A 15,821-nucleotide genomic window follows, 5' to 3' on the forward strand; every position below is an offset into this window, starting at 1 on the left:
GTGAGTGCCACGCACCAAACCGACCCATCCATCGATACACGGAGACAGCACATGACGGGCACCGCCTCTTTCGCAGCGCTTCTCGGCCGCCTCCTGCTCGCGGCCATCTTCCTGATGAGCGGCTTCGGCAAGCTCGCGGCACCGACGGCTACCATCGCGTATATCGCGTCGAGCGGCATGCCGTTTCCGAGCATCGCGTACGCCGGGGCGGTGGTCGTCGAGATCGGCTTTTCGATCGCGCTCGTCTTCGGGTTCCACGCGCGCTTCGTCGCGGTCGTCATGACGCTTTTCGCGCTCGCCACTGCGTTCGCCTTCCACGCGCATTTCGACGACAAGAACCAGACGATCCACTTCATGAAGAACATCGCGATCGCGGGCGGCTTTCTGCAGGTCGCGGCGTTTGGTGGCGGAATGTTCAGCCTCGATGCACGGCGCGCAAGGCGGTCGGCATCGCTTGGGCGGTACTGAAAACTTATGCCTCCTCTCACATACGACCGTCGCGCCTTCGTGCGGCTCACGGCCAGCGCGACGCTCGCGCTACCGTTCGCAAGCGCCGCTCGCGCGCAAACGCCTGAGGCGAAGACCATGACCAAACGCGCGATTCCCTCAACCGGTGAAGCGCTTCCCATCGTCGGCTGCGGCACTTGGCGCACGTTCGATGTCGGCGCGGACGCGAAGGCGCGCGAAGGTATCGCCGGCACGCTGCGCGTACTCTTCGATGCAGGCGGCTCCGTGATCGATTCGTCGCCGATGTACGGCTCGTCGGAGGAAGTCGCCGGGGCGGTGCTCACGCAACTGGACGCGCACCGCACGGCGTTCGTCGCGACCAAGGTGTGGACAAGCGGGCGCGAAGCGGGTATCGCGCAGATGGAGGAATCGATGCGGCGCTTCCAGCAACCGCGCATCGACCTGATGCAGATCCACAACCTGCTCGACTGGCGCACGCAGCTCGTCACGCTGCGCGAGTGGAAAGCGAGCGGACGCATCCGCTATATCGGCATTACGCATTACACGTCGAGCGCGTTCGGCGAGGTCGAAGCGGTGCTGCGCTCGGAGAAGCTCGACTTCGTGCAGATCAACTACGCCGCCGGCGATCGCGACGCCGAAGCACGCATCCTGCCGCTCGCGAAAGAGCGCGGCGTCGCCGTGATCGTCAATCAGCCGTTCGGTGGCGGCGGGCTGCTCGGCCAACTGCGCAACAAGCCGCTTCCCGCATGGGCAGCGGAGATTGGCTGCACGACCTGGGCGCAGGTACTGCTCAAATTCGTGCTGGCGAATCCCGCCGTGACCTGCGTGATCCCGGGCACAGGCAAGCGCGAACACATGCTCGACAACGTGCGCGCGGGCTTCGGCAATTACCCCGATGCGGCGCTGCGCAAACGGATCGTCGATGCCGTGAGCACTTGAGCCTCGGGTACGCGCGTTGCTAATTCGTGTGACACAAGGAGCTGACATGAGCGACGACACATTCGATCTCGAACGCTTTATCGATGCGCAGCGTTCCACCTACGAGCAGGCGCGCTCCGAGTTGCAGGCGGGCTGGAAGCGCACGCACTGGATGTGGTTCATCTTTCCGCAGATCGCGGGTCTCGGGCATAGCGCGATGGCGCAGCAGTATGCGATTTCATCACGTGCGGAGGCCGGGGCGTATCTCGCGCATCCGGTGCTCGGCTCGCGCTTGCGCGAACTGACGCGCATCGTGAACGGCGTGCAGGAACGTACCGTCGCGCAGATTTTCGGTTACCCCGACGACATGAAATTCCACTCGTCGATGACGCTCTTCGCGCAATGCGAAGCCGATCACGACGAGTTCGATGAAGCGCTGCAAAAGTACTTCGGCGGTCAGGCAGATTCAGGAACGCTCGACCGCCTGACATGACACTACAGGAACCTTATATGCGCACCGCGTTCAAGTCACACGATCACGTCACCTGGAACACACCGCAAGGCGAGACTAGCGGGCACATCGTGCGCGTGATCACGTCGCGCACGACGATCGACGGTCACACGGTCGATGCATCGAAATCCGAGCCGCATTACGAAGTCGAGAGCGAGAAAAGCGGCAAGCACGCCGTCCACAAGGGCAGCGCGCTGAAACACGCTTAATCGGCTGCGACGCCAGCAAGCGCCAGTGCCTCTGCAGCAAGCACCCGCGTGAACTCGCCTGCAGGCATCTCGCGCGCGAGACGCGCAGCCTGTCCGGACCAATGGTTAGTAAATTCACCCGAGCCCGCTTGTTCGGCTTTCGTCTTGAGCGGCAAGAGCGCGCCGCCCGCCAGCGGGAAAGCCGGCGCATCCTCCGACAGCGGTCCGAGTTCGCGCATCGCACGATTGACGATACCGCGAGCAGGCCGCCCGGTGAAAATGTTGGTAAGTGCGGTGGCATCGTCCACCGCTTCGCGCAGCGCCTTTGTGTAGTGCGCGGCGAGCCTGACCTCCGGGCAGAACAGATACGCCGTGCCGATCTGCACCGCCGACGCGCCCAGCGCGAACGCCGCGACAATCCCGCGTGCGTCCGCGATGCCGCCCGCCGCGATCACCGGCACCTTCACGGCATCCACGACTTGCGGCACGAGTGCGAACGTGCCAACTTGCGTCGCCATGTCGTCGGTGAGGAAGTTGCCGCGATGGCCGCCCGCCTCCAGCCCCATCGCGATGATCGCGTCGCAGCCGCGCTCTTCGAGCCAGCGCGCTTCGGCCACCGTGGTCGCCGACGAGATGACCTTCGCGCCCGCTGCCTTCACGCGATCGAGCAAACGCGCCTCCGGCAAGCCGAAGTGAAAGCTCACGACTTCAGGCCGCGTCGCCTCGACGAGCGCGCAGAATTCATCGTCGAAAGGACGGCGCCCCGCTGAAGGCGGCGTAACTTCCGGATCGATTCCGAACTCGACATAGAGCGGCGCGAGCCGGTTGCGCCAGCGCATGTTGCGCACCGGATCATGCGGCGGCGTAGCGTGGCAGAAGAAGTTGAGGTTTAGCGCGCGACTCGTCTTCGAGCGGATCAAGCCGATCGCTTCACGCGCCTGATCGACGCTCATCAGGGCGCAAGGCAGTGAACCAAGGCCGCCCGCCTCGCTCACCGCGATCGCGAGGTCCGGCGTACTGGACCCGGCCATCGGTGCCTGGATGATCGGCGTGTCGATGCCGAACAGTTCAATGATGCGAGGATTCCGCCAAGTGGGCATCGTTCTCTCCATGCGGTAAAGAGTCAGCGCTGCCTTCTTTCAGGCTCGCGCAATGAACGAAGCTTAACGCCATCCCGCCCGATCGTGGTGCATCGATCGTCTCGCCGCGCCATGTCTGCAAAACGCGCGGCAATCCGTCAAACTGCTACCGCGCTCTCTCGCGCGTTCCTGCTTCCGTGGTCCTATTCACCTTCAAAAGGAATGGAAAAATGAAATCGAGAATCGCCGCTTTACTGATCGTATCGTCGGCCATGGGGATGTTGTCCTCGACAGCGTTTGCACAGGTCGCGGGCTCCCAGCCGCTCGGCGTAACCGTGGAAGTGTCCACTGCGATGATCGAAGGCTGGAGCGTCAAGAAGTCGATCCTCAACAAGCCGGTCGTGAATGATCAGGGCGCGCGCGTGGGCGTGATTCACGACATCATCGTCGCGCCCGACCGTTCGGTTTCGTTCGCGATCATCGCGGCGAACCAGTTCCTCGGCGTCCCGCATCACGACGTCGCGATCCCGATCGAGCAGCTCGACTTCGTCGGCGGCAAGCCGGTGCTCGCGGGCGCAACGAAGGACGCAATCAAGGCGCTGCCGGAGTTCCAGTACGCGAAGATGAAGGCAGCGCCCAAGCCCCGCGCGCAGTTCGAGCATCACTGAAGTACGCCCATGAAGCGGTGGCGCGATGCGTCGTCGCTTCGTGCGGAGTAATTGATTAGCTACGCAACCAGATAAGTGCTTCAGCGCCGCATCGGCTTCTTCATGCGGACACGAAGCAGGAGACCCGGAGTTCCGCAATGTTCAATGCACTGCTGCTCGACAAACAGGACGACCGCATGACGGCGTCCATCCAGTCCATCGACGAAGCGCGCCTCGTCGATGGCGACGTGCTCGTGCGCGTCGAGTATTCGACGCTCAACTACAAGGACGCGCTCGCGATCACTGGCCGTGCGCCGATTGCGCGCACGTTTCCGATGGTGCCCGGCATCGACTTCGCGGGCGTCGTGGAGGAGAGCGGACACGGGCGCTACAAGCCGGGCGACCGCGTCGTGCTCAACGGCTGGGGCGCGGGCGAAACGCATTGGGGCGGTCTCGCGCAGAAGGCGCGCATACCCGGCGACCAGCTGATTCCGCTGCCCGAAGGCCTCACCACGCGCCAGGCGATGGCGGTCGGCACCGCGGGCTACACCGCGATGCTCTGCGTGCAGGCGCTAGAACGGCACGGCGTGCGCGCGGACCGCGGTGACCTGCTCGTGACCGGCGCGAACGGCGGCGTCGGCAGCCTTGCGATCGCGATTCTCGCGCGGCGCGGCTTTCGCGTGGTCGCATCGACGGGGCGGGCTGCCGAGGAAGCGCGTCTGCGTGAACTGGGCGCCGCCGAAGTGATCGACCGCGCGACGCTCTCCGCGCCCGGCAAGCCGCTTCAAAAAGAACGATGGGGCGCGGCGGTCGATTGCGTCGGCAGCCATACGCTCGCGAACATCTGCGCGACGCTGCGCTATGGCGGCGCGGTGGCCGCGTGCGGACTCGCGCAAGGCATGGACCTTCCGGCATCGGTCGCGCCGTTCATCCTGCGCGGCGTCGCGCTCTTGGGCGTGGACAGCGTGTACGTGCCGCATGAACGGCGCATCGCCGCCTGGAACAGCATCGCGCAGGAAGTGCCGGCGCATGTGATCGACGATGTCGCGAGCGAGATCGCGCTGGGCGAAGCGGTCGATGTCGCGGGCCGTTTGCTGCAGGGTGAAGTGAAGGGTCGCGTGATCGTCGATGTAAATCGCTAAAGAAAAGCGCCGCCATGAACCTCATGGCGGCGCTTGCTTTTAGAACGTGCTCCAGCTTTCGCTGCCCGAAGAAGCCGTGGCAAGCACCGGCGCGCGCTTCACTTTCCCCTTAGCAAACGTCGGTTGCACCGGCGCCGCGCTGAAAGAACCACCTTCGATCACGAAGAACGCCACAGCCTGATTCAACTGGCGCCCCTGCTCGTCGAGCGCATGCGATGCAGCCGCCGCCTCTTCCACCAGCGCCGCGTTCTGCTGCGTGACTTCGTCCATCTGCGCGATCGCCGTGTTGACCTGCTCGATGCCGCGTCCCTGCTCGATCGATGCCGCCGCGATCTCTTCCATGATGTCCGTCACGCGCGCGACCGCCTGCGTCACTTCGGCCATCGTCTTGCCCGCTTCACCGGCCAGCACCGAGCCGTCCTGCACCTTCACGACCGAGCTCGCGATCAGTTCCTTGATCTCCTTCGCCGCCGTCGACGAACGCTGCGCGAGGCTGCGCACTTCGCTCGCCACCACGGCGAACCCGCGCCCTTGCTCGCCCGCGCGCGCCGCTTCGACGGCCGCGTTCAACGCGAGGATGTTGGTCTGGAACGCGATGCCTTCGATGATGCCCGTGATGTCCGCGATCTTCGCCGAGCTTTCACTGATGCCGTGCATCGTATCGACCACGCGGCTCACCACCGCACTGCCCTTCTGTGCGACGTCGGACGCATTCGATGCCAGCGTGCTGCCTTGCTGCGCGTTGCCGGTGTTCTGTTTGACCGTCGAGGTCAGCTCTTCCATGCTCGCGGCGGTTTCTTCGAGCGAAGCGGCTTGCTGCTCGGTGCGCTGGCTCAGATCGGTGTTGCCCGTCGCGATCTCCTTTGCCGCATTGCCGATCGCACCGCTGCTTTCCCGCACGCGGCCGACGGTTTCGGTCAGGCGTTCGTTCATCTCCTGCAATGCGCGCAAGAGGTCGCCCGTTTCATCCTTAGTATCGACGACGATCTTGCTGCGCAGATCTCCGCGCGCCACCGTGCGGGCGAACTCGACAGCAACGCAGAGCGGCCGCGTGATCGAACGCGTGATCGACAATCCGGCGAGCACGGCGAGCAGCACGGCGCCCGTGCAGAGCGCGGCGAGCACGTTGCGCTGCGTTTCATAGTCGCTCTGATACGCCTGCACGATCCCGTCGCGGCGCTCGCGCGTGAAGCTCGCGTACGCATCGGTGGCTTTCACGAGCGCGGCGAGCAGCGGCCGGCACTGGTCGTCCATCTTCGCGATGGCTTCCTCGGTCTTGCCGGCGAGCGCGAGGCCTACGATGTTCGTCGCGACCGGACCGTACAGCGCTTCCACGCGATCCATCTCCGCGACGAGCGCGCGCGCCTTGTCGCTGGTATCGGTCGCGGCGGCGATCATGTCCTTCAACTGCTTGAGGCGCGCCTGCACGTCCTCGTGAGCGCGCAGGACGTCGGCCTTCTCGATTTCGACGTCGGCGGGCGTCTTCACGAGCACGAGATTGCGCGCGGCAATCGCGCGCCGGTCGACGGCCGCGCGCAACTGTGCGGCTACGTCGGCGCGTGCGTCGATGCCGTGCACGTAGTGCGAGAAGCCATCGGTGGCGGTGGCGAGCGCCCTGAGCGACATGCCCGCGATAACCAGGACCAGCACGGCCATGACGCCAAAGCCGGCGACGAGCTTGTTCTTGATCGTGACGTTTTTCAGATTCACTGCGTTCTCTCCTGCCCTTGGCGGACAATGGCGCCCGATCCGCCGATCGGAAAAACCGGCTGTCGATTGAGGGATCGGATTCCGCGGCCCGGCGGCCCGATCACACGCTCTGCATCTGATAACGACCCGTTTCCAAAGGCCTGAAGGGTGCTGGACAAAAAGTTGCTATACCTTTGCGAACGTACGTGCCTGGGTTTATGGTGTGGGTTCCTTTTTACCGAAACAGTGTCCACCGCCGATGCAAGAACTCGTCTACCGCCTCCCTGTATTCGACGCCGCGCTCGCGGCGCTGCCGTCCCCGCCTGCCAAGGACATCGCCCGCGACGAGCCTTACTGGAGTGCCGTGCGCGCGCTATACAGCCACTCCGACGCGCTGATCAACCTCGAAAACGGCTTCTGGGGCGCGATGGCCGAGCCGGTCAAGTCGATGCTTCTGTACTGGACAGAGCGCGTTAATTTTGAAACGACATTTTTGATCCGCGACCGCTGGCCCGCGATGATGGACGGCATCCGCGGGCAGATCGCTGCGGCGATGGGGTGCGGCATCGACGAAATCGAGCTCACGCGCAACGCGACGGAAGCCTTGCTCGCGCTGATCGGCGGCTACAACCGGCTCGAACCCGGCGACACCGTGCTCTACAGCGACCTCGACTACCCGTGCGGCCGCGACGCGATGGAGTGGCTCAAGGCGCGCCGGGGCGTCACGCCCGTGCGCCTGACGATCCCCGAGCCGGCCACACGCGAAAGCGTGCTCGACACCTACGCGGCCGCGCTGCGCGCGCACCCGCGCACGCGTCTCGTGCTGCTGTCGCACGTGTGCTACGCGACGGGCCTCGTGATGCCGGTCCGCGACATCGCCGCGATGGCCGAGGCGGCGGGCGCGGGCGTGATCGTCGATGCGGCGCATTCGTGGGGCCAGCTCGACTTCGACGTGCCTTCTCTCGGCGCGGGGTTCGCGGCGCTCAATCTGCACAAGTGGGTCGGCGCGCCGCTCGGCTGCGGGGCGATCTATATCCGGCGCGACGGCCTCGGCGCGATCGATCCGCATCTCGGCGACCGCAGTTGGCCCGCCGACGATATCCGTTCGCGCGTTCACACCGGGTCGCCGAATTTCGCTGCATGGGCGACGCTGCCGGCCGCGCTGGAACTGCATCTGAAGATCGGTGCGCGCGCGAAGGAGGCGCGCCTGCGGGCATTGCGCGACGCGTGGGTGACGCCCGCGCGCGAATTGCCGGGCGTAGTGATCCAGACGCCCGACGATCCGTCGATGGTCGCGGGGATCACGTCGTTCCGGCTGCACGGGCGCACGTCGAAGGTGGACAACAACGCGATCGTCGCCGCCTTGCGTAAGCGTTTCGGCGTGTTCACGGTGTCGCGGCCGGGGCCGGATGCGGGCGTTGTCGTGCGCGTGACGCCCGCCGTTTTCACGCGGATGTCCGATGTGGAGCGTCTGGTCGAGGGCCTGACGGTGCTGTCGCGCGAGGGCTAGCGCGCGAGTTCGCGCTCATCGAGCCTTTCGATGAGCGCGTTCAGCGCCGCTGCGCACGATTGCTCGACTTTCAGCGCTAGCAGCGGGTCGGCGCGCGTGCGGCCGATATTGATCGCAGCGATCGGCTTGCCCGCGCGATGCGCCCATTCGCAGAACCGGTAGCCCGAATACACCATCAGCGATGAGCCGAGCACGAGCATCGCGTCGCTGGCTTCCAGTGCCTGGGCGGCATCGTCGACGAGCGGGCGCGGCACGCCCTCGCCGAAAAACACGACGTCCGGCTTCAGCAGACCGCCGCAGCGCGTGCAGCCGGGCACGTCGAAGGCGCCGAAATCGAGGTCTTCGATGTGCGCGTCCCCGTCGGGCACGGCGGGCGCCGTGAGTCCCGCGAACGCCGGGTTGGCGATTTCGAGCAGGCGCTGCACGTCGGCGCGCGCATGCTGCTCGCCGCAATTGAGGCACCGCACGCGGCCGATGTTGCCGTGCAGTTCGATCACGTCCGCGTTGCCGGCGCGCGCATGCAGTCCATCGACGTTCTGCGTCACGAGCCGATGCACCCGTCCGCGTGACGCGAGCGCGCGCACTGCGTGATGCGCGGCATTCGGTTGTGCCCCCGCGACGACCGGCCAGCCGATCAGGCTGCGCGCCCAGTAGCGCCGCCGCGCGTAATCCGAGTTGAGGAACTCCTGCAGCAGGATCGGCGAGCGGCCGGTGCGCTGGCCTTCGCGATCGCGATAGCACGGGATGCCCGAATCGGTGCTGATGCCCGCGCCCGAGAGCACGAAAAGGCGCGGATACCGCTCGACGAAATCGAGAATGTCGTTCACTGACAAGACCTTATTTGTCGGGGATGCTGCAATATAAGACGAATATCGGCGCCACGCTTGCGCGTCAACCGGCCTTACCAGTTATCTAAGTACATCAACTGGCTTGACCAAAACGGATCGGATGGGTAGATTTGTCGCAACCCCACGCACCTCAAAAAACCTGCGAGACGAACGAACCATGCTGACCGTGATCTGCGATACGCCCGGCACCCTGCGCGCCGAACAACGCGACAAGCCCCAACGCGGTGGGAACGAAGTGCTGTTGCGCGTGAAGCGCGTCGGCGTCTGCGGCACCGATCTGCACATTTTTACCGGCAATCAGCCGTTTCTCTCGTATCCGCGCGTGATGGGGCACGAATTATCGGGCGTCGTCGAGGAAGCCGATCCGGCGAGCGGCCTCAACGCCGGCGACAACGCCTATGTGATGCCGTATCTCTCATGCGGCAAGTGCATCGCGTGCCGGCAGGGCAAGACCAATTGCTGCACGAACATTCAGGTGCTCGGCGTGCATCGCGACGGCGCGTTCACCGAATACCTCAGCCTGCCCGCGCAGTTCGTGCACAAAGCGGAAGGCGTCACGCTCGACGAAGCCGCGATGGTCGAATTCCTCGCGATCGGCGCGCATGCCGTGCGCCGCGCCGACGTGCAGCCGGGCCAGCGCGTGCTGGTCGTCGGCACAGGGCCGATCGGCATGGCCGCGCTCACGTTCGCGCGGCTGCGCGGCGCGACCGTCACAGCGCTCGATACGCGCGAAGACCGGCTTTCGTTCTGCCACCGCGAGCTGAAAGTCCATGCGACGGTGCAAATCGGCGAAGGCGACAAGGATGAACTCGCGCGCCTGACCGACGGCGAATTCTTCGATGTCGTCTTCGACGCCACCGGCAACGCCCGCGCGATGGAACGCGGCTTCGAATTCATCGCGCACGGCGGAAAATACGTGCTGGTGTCGATCGTGCCGGAGCGCATCTCGTTCGCCGATCCCGAGTTCCACAAGCGCGAAGCGACGCTGCTCGCGAGCCGCAATGCGACGCCCGAGGATTTCGAGACGGTGCTAGCCGCGATGCGCGCGGGCGAAGTGCCGAGTGCGGCGCTCAATACGCATCGGATGCAACTCGCCGATGTTCCTTCGGGCTTTTCGAGCTTGCTCGATCCGAAGGCAGGCGTGGTGAAGGCGATCGTGGAGTGTTGAGCGTCGGCTGACAACTTAAGGTCCCGCTTCGTCGTATTGCGGCCGACCTTGCGCGTCGTGCCACGGCTCGCGATGCTTCGCCCAGATCTCGTAGGTCGGCGCATAGAGGCCGATTTCATCGAAGAGCGCGGCCGGGATTTCGACTTCCGGCACGCCTTCGAAGGCGAGATAGACCGGCGATCCGCACACCGCGCAATGATGGCGGCGGCCGGTCGCCGAGCTTTCCCAAAAGCGCGTCTTGCCGAAGAACTCGGCCGCGCCGCGCTCGAAAATTGCGTAGATGCCGAACGGCGCGCCGTGAATCTTGCGGCACGTCAGGCAATGGCACAGGTTGACTTCGAGCGGCTCGGCGCTCACCCGCAAGCGCACCGCGCCGCATGCGCAGCCGCCTTCGTGTTTTACGTTCATCGTTGCTCCTTAGTTCCCGCCTGAATCCACACGTTTCCGCCGACGAATGCACGCTCGGCATCTCCTACATCTTCGATTGTGAAATTTTCGCTGACATCGTTCGCGAATTTGAAAGCGCGCCATGCGCAGTAAGAACCGTCGGCCAGGCGTTTTTCTTGCTGCGAGTGTAGTCCGCAGCGACGCAGTCCCGTCGCGCTGCCAAGCGTCGCACGCGCGATGCCAACAACGCATCCAAGAATTCACCCGGGACGCCAGAGCGCTGGAGACTCGCATGAATTCGCCGCTATCCGGCCAGGCCGGCCGTGTCGCCGCTGAAGGCGCAACCGTCCGTGCGCGCGGACGCCTGAGGCTTCTCGGATTGCAGGCACTCGTCGCTATATGCTGCGCGGCTTGCGGCGGAGGCGGCGGCGACGGCACGACGACAACCACCAGCATGGCTCCGGGCGGCAACGGCAGCAGCGCGGGCGGCTCGTCCGGAAGCGGTTCTGGCGCGAATTCGGGGAGCGGCTCGGGCTCAAATATGGGCGATGCGAGCGACGGCGGCAGCGGCAGCGGCAGCGGCACAAATGGGGGAAACAACGCAGGCGGTAACACCGGCAGCGGGACCACCACCGCAAAAACCTATCCCACCGACGTTCTCATGCATCACAACGATCTCGCCCGCACCGGCCAGATGCTCGCCGAGACGACTCTGACCTTATCGAACGTGAACGTGGCGACATTCGGCAAGCTGCGCATGGTCCCCGCCGACGGCAAGGTAAACGCCCAGCCGCTCTACGTGACGAACCTCGCGACCGGCGGGGCGGCGCACAACGTCGTCTACGTCGCGACCGAACATGGCAGTCTCTACGCCTACGACGCCGACACCGGCGCGCAACTCTGGAAAATCACGCTGCTCGGCGCCGGCGAGACCTCGACCACCACCGGCTGCCCCGACTTCACGCCGGAAATCGGCATCACGTCGACACCGGTCATCGACCGCACGCGCGGCCCGAACGGCGCGCTCTACGCGGTCGCGATGAGCACCGACGGCAACGGCGCCGCCCATCACCGCTTCCACGCGATCGACCTCGCGACCGGCGCCGAGCTCTTCGGCGGCCCGACTGAGATCGCCGCGAGCTATCCGGGCAACGGCAGCAACAGCGTGAACGGCGTGATCCATTTCGAGCCGGACCTGCACACCGAACGCGCGGCGCTCACGCTCGTCGGTGGCATCGTCTACATGGGCTGGACCGCGCACTGCATGAGCGGCCCGTACACCGGCTGGGTGATGGCCTACAGCGCCGACACGCTCAGGCAGACCGGCACGCTCAACGTTACGCCGAACGGCTCGCAGGGCTCGATCTGGATGGCCGGCTCGGGCATGGCATCCGATGGCGCCTCGCTCTGGCTGATCGACGGCAACGGCTCGTTCACGCCGACGCTCAACGCACAAGGCTTTCCCGTCGACGGCAATCTCGGCAACACGTTCATGAAGCTGTCGCTCGCGCCGAGCCTCGCCGTCACCGACTACTTCGCGACGATGAACAACGTCACGCAGGCCGCGAACGACGAGGATTTCGGCTCCGGCGGGCCGCTCCTTCTGCCCGACCAGACGATGGCCGACGGCACGGTCAAGCGGCTCGCGGTCGGCGCGGGCAAGGACAACAAGATCTACGTCGTCGATCGCGACGCGATGGGCAAGTACAACCCGAATGCGAACGGCAACTGGCAGACGCTGACGGGCACGCTCGCGGGCGGGATCTGGGGTTCGGCGGCGTATTACAACGGCGTCGTGTACTACGGCGGACTGAACGACAGCCTGAAGGCACTGCCCGTCACCAACGCGCGCCTTGCGACGAGCGCCGCCACGCGCACCGCGACCACCTTCCCCTACCCCGGAACGACACCCGCAATCTCCGCAAATGGCGCGGAGAATGGCATCGTGTGGGCGCTGGAAAACGGCGCGACCGGCGCGCTGCACGCATACGACGCGAGCAACCTCGGGCGCGAGCTGTACAACAGCAATCAGTCGGGCGCGCGCGACCAGTGGGGTCCGGGCAACAAGTTCATCACACCGATGATCACGCAGGGCAAGGTGTTCGTGGGGACGCAGACGGGGGTGGTGGTGTTTGGGCTGCTGCGATAGATCGCAACGACCCGCGTCACGCCCTTACGATCGTCACGCCAGCAGCCGCGATCGGATCGGTGAGTGCGGCGGGCGTATTGCGCTCGACGACGATCGTGCTCGCCATCGTGATCTCGCCGATCCGGTACTGCGACGCCGCGTTGAGCTTGTCCGCCGACGCCAGCACAACTGTTTCAGCAGCGTGCGCCGCGAGGGCGCGCTTCATGTAGGCCTCTTCGAGATCGCCGGTCGACAGGCCCGCGCTTGCGTGCACGCCCGTCACGCCCATGAAGAACAGATCGGCGCGGATGTGTGACAGCGCTTCGATCGCGGCCGCGCCGACCGTCACGATCGAATGCTTGTACAGCCGCCCGCCGATCACGACGACCTCCACCGACGGATGATCGACCAGTTCGACCGCGATGCTCGGGCTATGCGTGACGACTGTCGCGCGCAGGTCGCGCGGCAGGTAGCGGGCGAGCTGCACGGCGGTCGTCCCGCCATCGACGATCACAACCTGTCCCGGCACGATCATCTCCGCCGCCGCCCTGGCGACCGCGCGCTTCGCGACCGATTCGATCGACTGCCGATGCGCGAAATCCGCCGTCGCGGGCGACGCGGGCAGCGCGCCGCCGTGCACGCGCTGCAAGAGCCCCTCGGCGGCCATCTCGCGCAAGTCGCGCCGCACGGTGTCCTCCGACACGCCGAATTCCTCCGCGAGCGTCTTTGCCAGCACCTGGCCGTCGCGTGCAAGCGTATCGAGGATGGCGGTCTTTCTTTGCGAGGTCAGCATCGGAAATTGTCTTGCACGAAATTTCTTGTTTTTGCACGAGTCTGCACGATACCATTAGCTGACGTTTTTTCCAACCGGAGCTGGAACATGCCGCTGAACACTGCAGAGCGCGTGCGCATCATCGATATGGAGACGCTTTCCGACGACTGGTACGTGCTTAAGAAAACCACATTCGAATTCCTGCGCAGCAACAACGTCTGGCAGCGCCAGAGCCGTGAAACCTATGACCGAGGCAACGGCGCAACCGCGCTGCTCTTCGATCCGGCGCGCGAAACCGTCGTGCTGACGCGGCAATTCCGGTTGCCCGCGTTCGTTAACGGCCACGACGGCATGCTGATCGAAGCGCCCGCCGGATTGCTCGACGCGGCATTGCCCGAGGAGCGCGTTCGCGCGGAGCTGGAGGAGGAGACGGGGTATCGCGTGCGCGACGTGGAGAAGGTGTTCGAGGCGTTCATGAGCCCCGGATCGGTGACGGAGAAACTGTACTTCTTTGTCGCCCACTACGATTCGGCGTCGAAGGTCGCAGAAGGGGGTGGCGTGGCGTCGGAAGGGGAAGACATCGAGGTGATCGAGTTGCCGCTCGAGCAGGCGCTGGCGATGGTCGCGCGCGGCGAGATCGTCGATGGCAAGACCATCATGCTGCTGCAGCATCTCGCGTTGCGGCGCGCTTCAACGAGCGCGTAAACGGCAAAACCGCGCGGACGATCACTCGCCGCGCGTTCCGTATTTAACGCACGAAATAGCCCTTGCCTTGCATGCAGTCGCCGTAAGCGCGCCAGTAGCGCGTCATCGGCGGCTCGGGCGGCGGAAGCGGCGGCATCTTCATCTCGGCGTAGTGCGCGTCGGAGGCGCCACTCGCCGCGACGGCATCGGATGCGGCGGGCATCGAAGCACCCGCAGCCACAGCCGCCGATGCGCCGCTCGCCGGCATCGCCATGCTGGCCGGCATCGGCGCGTAAGCGCCTGACGCGCCCGCCGCCGAAGCAGCCAGCGCCCCCGAGGCAACCGGCGGAAGCGGCGGCTCGACGGGCCGAGGCGGCGCGAACGTGCGCTGTTCGCGCGGCTGATCGCGCGGAGCCATCTGCGGCTCGCGCGCCATGACGACGCGTGTTGTCTGGTTGGCGTATGCGTAGCAGGCGGCGTTATCGACGGCCTGCTGGCCCGCGGTCTGACTGCGGCCGGGCACGGCGAGCGGTTGCTGTGCGAGCGCGCTGCTACTGGCGACGAGCAGCGTAATCCCGGCGAAGGTGGAAAGTCTCATTGGCGTGCAAACCCCGAAGCGTTGTTTTTTAATCGTAGCGGCGGTGTCGGCACGTCGCGGCTCGGCTTGCCGTTCGAGCCCCTTCGATTGCCGCCCGGCCTGAGTCAAGGATACTGATCCTGTAACGCTCGCCACGCCAGAAGCACCGGCTTCTTCCGCCATTTTTCGGGTCGAAGGCGCGCAGGGACGCGTTCGTGGAAAGCGCGCTGTGCGCCACGCCACGCTCGGGGTAGAAGAAAAGCCTAGCCGCGGCAATCGACCCATTGGCGCGCCCAGCGGCTCGAATGACCGAGCGCCTGCTGTTCGTCGTCGAAACAGTCGAGGATGTGGAATTGATAGCGCATCGCTTCGCCCGCGCCGCTATCGCGTTCGAGCAGGAGGTTGGATGCGAACGATCCGTCAGGCAGACGATGCGCCGACGGGAGAACTTTATAGCCGTTGTAGTTTTGAATTTTCGAGTTTTGCATGATGGTGCGAGCGCATGCGCGTGGTCGCGGCAAACGAGCCGGCCAAAGGCGCAACGCTTGATGAGTGACTTGAAAAAGCCGCTTGAAATACGCAGGAAAGTGCGAGAAAAAACGCTGGAAATGCTGAAGGGGCGCTGCGATGGTGTGCCGTATTTCCGGCAACCGTGGCGGGAGCACAAGAAGCTCCGCGAGGGTTTCAGCTACTGTCGCGAACCGGCTGGGCCGATTCGCGACGAGCGTTGTATCTACTGCTTACAGCGCGGTATTACAGCGGGGTGATGTTCGAAGCTTGCAGACCCTTCGGGCCTTGCTTGGTTTCGAAGCTGACCTTCTGGTTTTCTGCGAGGGTCTTGAAGCCATCGCTGCGGATTTCGGAGAAATGCGCGAAAAGGTCGTCACCGCCCTTATCCGGGGTGATGAAGCCAAAGCCTTTGCTGTCGTTGAACCACTTGACGGTACCGGTATCCATAACGAATCCTTGAAATTAAAAATTAAGCCATCCCGAACGGAAACCGGCCGGGACGAGGGAAGCATCAAGGAGGAATGAGGACAACAAATACCGCGAGCGGAGGATGATGAACAGCAATCGGACTTCTTGAATACTTCGACCCAGACAT

General features: G+C 64.9%; 19 protein-coding genes. 11 read left to right on the plus strand and 8 right to left on the minus strand.

The features are described from left to right. Window positions 1–51: 51 nt before the first annotated feature. From AWB67_RS04280 to AWB67_RS04295, 4 genes are read left to right on the plus strand one after another with little or no spacing between them, the layout of a single operon-like run. A complete protein-coding gene (locus AWB67_RS04280) occupies window positions 52–468 on the plus strand; it encodes a DoxX family protein (RefSeq protein WP_200822165.1) in 417 nt (138 codons plus the stop codon). Between the two features lie 6 nt (window positions 469–474). Further along, window positions 475–1,407: an aldo/keto reductase gene (locus tag AWB67_RS04285; protein ID WP_087654984.1), complete on the plus strand. Its 933-nt coding sequence runs from the start codon at window positions 475–477 to the stop codon at window positions 1,405–1,407. A gap of 46 nt (window positions 1,408–1,453) precedes the next feature. Then, the gene (locus AWB67_RS04290; protein ID WP_087654985.1) at window positions 1,454–1,879 is read left to right on the plus strand and encodes a DUF1810 domain-containing protein; all 426 of its coding nucleotides are present in this window, start codon (window positions 1,454–1,456) and stop codon (window positions 1,877–1,879) included. A gap of 17 nt (window positions 1,880–1,896) precedes the next feature. Further along, window positions 1,897–2,106, plus strand: coding sequence for a hypervirulence associated TUDOR domain-containing protein (locus AWB67_RS04295; RefSeq protein ID WP_087654986.1), 210 nt, complete (start codon window positions 1,897–1,899; stop codon window positions 2,104–2,106). Here AWB67_RS04295 and AWB67_RS04300 read toward each other — a convergent pair. Then, the gene (locus tag AWB67_RS04300; protein WP_087654987.1) at window positions 2,103–3,185 is read right to left on the minus strand and encodes an NAD(P)H-dependent flavin oxidoreductase; all 1,083 of its coding nucleotides are present in this window, start codon (window positions 3,183–3,185) and stop codon (window positions 2,103–2,105) included. The genes AWB67_RS04295 and AWB67_RS04300 overlap by 4 nt on opposite strands. A 209-nt stretch (window positions 3,186–3,394) precedes the next feature. Here AWB67_RS04300 and AWB67_RS04305 point away from each other — a divergent pair, with 209 nt between their 5' ends. Both AWB67_RS04305 and acuI read left to right on the plus strand, forming a co-directional pair. Next, window positions 3,395–3,832 carry a PRC-barrel domain-containing protein gene (locus AWB67_RS04305; RefSeq protein WP_087654988.1) on the plus strand — a complete coding sequence of 146 codons (438 nt, stop codon included), beginning with the start codon at window positions 3,395–3,397 and terminating at the stop codon, window positions 3,830–3,832. Window positions 3,833–3,969: 137 nt separating this feature from the next. Continuing rightward, window positions 3,970–4,953: an acrylyl-CoA reductase (NADPH) gene (gene acuI / locus AWB67_RS04310; protein WP_087654989.1), complete on the plus strand. Its 984-nt coding sequence runs from the start codon at window positions 3,970–3,972 to the stop codon at window positions 4,951–4,953. 39 nt (window positions 4,954–4,992) lie between these two features. On the opposite strand, the gene AWB67_RS04315 is transcribed toward acuI, so the two are convergent. Further along, entirely contained in the window at window positions 4,993–6,663 is a 1,671-nt protein-coding gene (locus AWB67_RS04315) for a methyl-accepting chemotaxis protein (protein ID WP_087654990.1), read from the minus strand. Window positions 6,664–6,901: 238 nt separating this feature from the next. On the opposite strand from AWB67_RS04315, the gene AWB67_RS04320 reads away from it, so the two are divergent. After that, window positions 6,902–8,152: an aminotransferase class V-fold PLP-dependent enzyme gene (locus AWB67_RS04320; RefSeq protein WP_087654991.1), complete on the plus strand. Its 1,251-nt coding sequence runs from the start codon at window positions 6,902–6,904 to the stop codon at window positions 8,150–8,152. Here AWB67_RS04320 and AWB67_RS04325 read toward each other — a convergent pair. Next, window positions 8,149–8,979 (minus strand): NAD-dependent protein deacetylase, encoded by an 831-nt coding sequence (locus AWB67_RS04325; RefSeq protein WP_087654992.1) that lies wholly within the window; start codon window positions 8,977–8,979, stop codon window positions 8,149–8,151. The two genes, AWB67_RS04320 and AWB67_RS04325, sit on opposite strands and share 4 nt — an antisense overlap. Before the next feature lie 178 nt (window positions 8,980–9,157). Between AWB67_RS04325 and AWB67_RS04330 the strand changes: the two genes are divergently transcribed. Further along, window positions 9,158–10,168, plus strand: coding sequence for a zinc-binding alcohol dehydrogenase family protein (locus AWB67_RS04330; RefSeq protein ID WP_087654993.1), 1,011 nt, complete (start codon window positions 9,158–9,160; stop codon window positions 10,166–10,168). 15 nt (window positions 10,169–10,183) lie between these two features. Here AWB67_RS04330 and AWB67_RS04335 read toward each other — a convergent pair whose 3' ends face one another. Next, window positions 10,184–10,576: a GFA family protein gene (locus AWB67_RS04335; protein ID WP_087654994.1), complete on the minus strand. Its 393-nt coding sequence runs from the start codon at window positions 10,574–10,576 to the stop codon at window positions 10,184–10,186. A 271-nt stretch (window positions 10,577–10,847) separates the two neighbouring features. Between AWB67_RS04335 and AWB67_RS04340 the strand changes: the two genes are divergently transcribed. Further along, entirely contained in the window at window positions 10,848–12,704 is a 1,857-nt protein-coding gene (locus AWB67_RS04340) for a PQQ-binding-like beta-propeller repeat protein (protein WP_087654995.1), read from the plus strand. A gap of 16 nt (window positions 12,705–12,720) precedes the next feature. Here AWB67_RS04340 and AWB67_RS04345 read toward each other — a convergent pair whose 3' ends face one another. Next, complete coding sequence (locus AWB67_RS04345) at window positions 12,721–13,476, minus strand: DeoR/GlpR family DNA-binding transcription regulator (RefSeq protein WP_087654996.1); 756 nt, start codon at window positions 13,474–13,476, stop codon at window positions 12,721–12,723. A gap of 87 nt (window positions 13,477–13,563) precedes the next feature. Here AWB67_RS04345 and AWB67_RS04350 point away from each other — a divergent pair, with 87 nt between their 5' ends. Next, on the plus strand, window positions 13,564–14,160 hold the full coding sequence (locus tag AWB67_RS04350) for an NUDIX domain-containing protein (protein WP_087654997.1): 597 nt from the start codon (window positions 13,564–13,566) through the stop codon (window positions 14,158–14,160). 43 nt (window positions 14,161–14,203) lie between these two features. Here the strand turns inward: AWB67_RS04350 and AWB67_RS04355 are convergent, their stop codons facing one another. After that, entirely contained in the window at window positions 14,204–14,737 is a 534-nt protein-coding gene (locus AWB67_RS04355) for a hypothetical protein (RefSeq protein ID WP_087654998.1), read from the minus strand. 242 nt (window positions 14,738–14,979) lie between these two features. Beyond that, window positions 14,980–15,204, minus strand: a complete 225-nt coding sequence (locus AWB67_RS04360) for a hypothetical protein (RefSeq protein ID WP_087654999.1) — start codon at window positions 15,202–15,204, stop codon at window positions 14,980–14,982. A 60-nt stretch (window positions 15,205–15,264) separates the two neighbouring features. On the opposite strand from AWB67_RS04360, the gene AWB67_RS39425 reads away from it, so the two are divergent. Beyond that, window positions 15,265–15,483, plus strand: a complete 219-nt coding sequence (locus AWB67_RS39425; RefSeq protein ID WP_125477542.1) for a hypothetical protein — start codon at window positions 15,265–15,267, stop codon at window positions 15,481–15,483. Here AWB67_RS39425 and AWB67_RS04365 read toward each other — a convergent pair. Further along, window positions 15,470–15,673, minus strand: coding sequence for a cold-shock protein (locus tag AWB67_RS04365; RefSeq protein ID WP_087655000.1), 204 nt, complete (start codon window positions 15,671–15,673; stop codon window positions 15,470–15,472). The two genes, AWB67_RS39425 and AWB67_RS04365, sit on opposite strands and share 14 nt — an antisense overlap. Window positions 15,674–15,821 lie beyond the last annotated feature (148 nt).

This window comes from Caballeronia terrestris (assembly GCF_001544515.1).
GTDB lineage: Bacteria > Pseudomonadota > Gammaproteobacteria > Burkholderiales > Burkholderiaceae > Caballeronia > Caballeronia terrestris.

What these genes read in the sequence shown, in the direction of transcription:
- AWB67_RS04305 (WP_087654988.1), top strand. Translation starts at nt 3,395, where the DNA reads ATGAAATCGAGAATCGCCGCTTTACTGATCGTATCGTCGGCCATGGGG.
- AWB67_RS04360 (WP_087654999.1), bottom strand. Translation starts at nt 15,204, where the DNA reads ATGCAAAACTCGAAAATTCAAAACTACAACGGCTATAAAGTTCTCCCG.
- AWB67_RS04280 (WP_200822165.1), top strand. Translation starts at nt 52, where the DNA reads ATGACGGGCACCGCCTCTTTCGCAGCGCTTCTCGGCCGCCTCCTGCTC.
- AWB67_RS04335 (WP_087654994.1), bottom strand. Translation starts at nt 10,576, where the DNA reads ATGAACGTAAAACACGAAGGCGGCTGCGCATGCGGCGCGGTGCGCTTG.
- AWB67_RS04340 (WP_087654995.1), top strand. Translation starts at nt 10,848, where the DNA reads ATGAATTCGCCGCTATCCGGCCAGGCCGGCCGTGTCGCCGCTGAAGGC.
- AWB67_RS04300 (WP_087654987.1), bottom strand. Translation starts at nt 3,185, where the DNA reads ATGCCCACTTGGCGGAATCCTCGCATCATTGAACTGTTCGGCATCGAC.
- AWB67_RS04285 (WP_087654984.1), top strand. Translation starts at nt 475, where the DNA reads ATGCCTCCTCTCACATACGACCGTCGCGCCTTCGTGCGGCTCACGGCC.
- AWB67_RS39425 (WP_125477542.1), top strand. Translation starts at nt 15,265, where the DNA reads ATGAGTGACTTGAAAAAGCCGCTTGAAATACGCAGGAAAGTGCGAGAA.
- AWB67_RS04350 (WP_087654997.1), top strand. Translation starts at nt 13,564, where the DNA reads ATGCCGCTGAACACTGCAGAGCGCGTGCGCATCATCGATATGGAGACG.
- AWB67_RS04365 (WP_087655000.1), bottom strand. Translation starts at nt 15,673, where the DNA reads ATGGATACCGGTACCGTCAAGTGGTTCAACGACAGCAAAGGCTTTGGC.
- AWB67_RS04290 (WP_087654985.1), top strand. Translation starts at nt 1,454, where the DNA reads ATGAGCGACGACACATTCGATCTCGAACGCTTTATCGATGCGCAGCGT.
- AWB67_RS04355 (WP_087654998.1), bottom strand. Translation starts at nt 14,737, where the DNA reads ATGAGACTTTCCACCTTCGCCGGGATTACGCTGCTCGTCGCCAGTAGC.
- AWB67_RS04345 (WP_087654996.1), bottom strand. Translation starts at nt 13,476, where the DNA reads ATGCTGACCTCGCAAAGAAAGACCGCCATCCTCGATACGCTTGCACGC.
- AWB67_RS04330 (WP_087654993.1), top strand. Translation starts at nt 9,158, where the DNA reads ATGCTGACCGTGATCTGCGATACGCCCGGCACCCTGCGCGCCGAACAA.
- acuI (WP_087654989.1), top strand. Translation starts at nt 3,970, where the DNA reads ATGTTCAATGCACTGCTGCTCGACAAACAGGACGACCGCATGACGGCG.
- AWB67_RS04295 (WP_087654986.1), top strand. Translation starts at nt 1,897, where the DNA reads ATGCGCACCGCGTTCAAGTCACACGATCACGTCACCTGGAACACACCG.
- AWB67_RS04320 (WP_087654991.1), top strand. Translation starts at nt 6,902, where the DNA reads ATGCAAGAACTCGTCTACCGCCTCCCTGTATTCGACGCCGCGCTCGCG.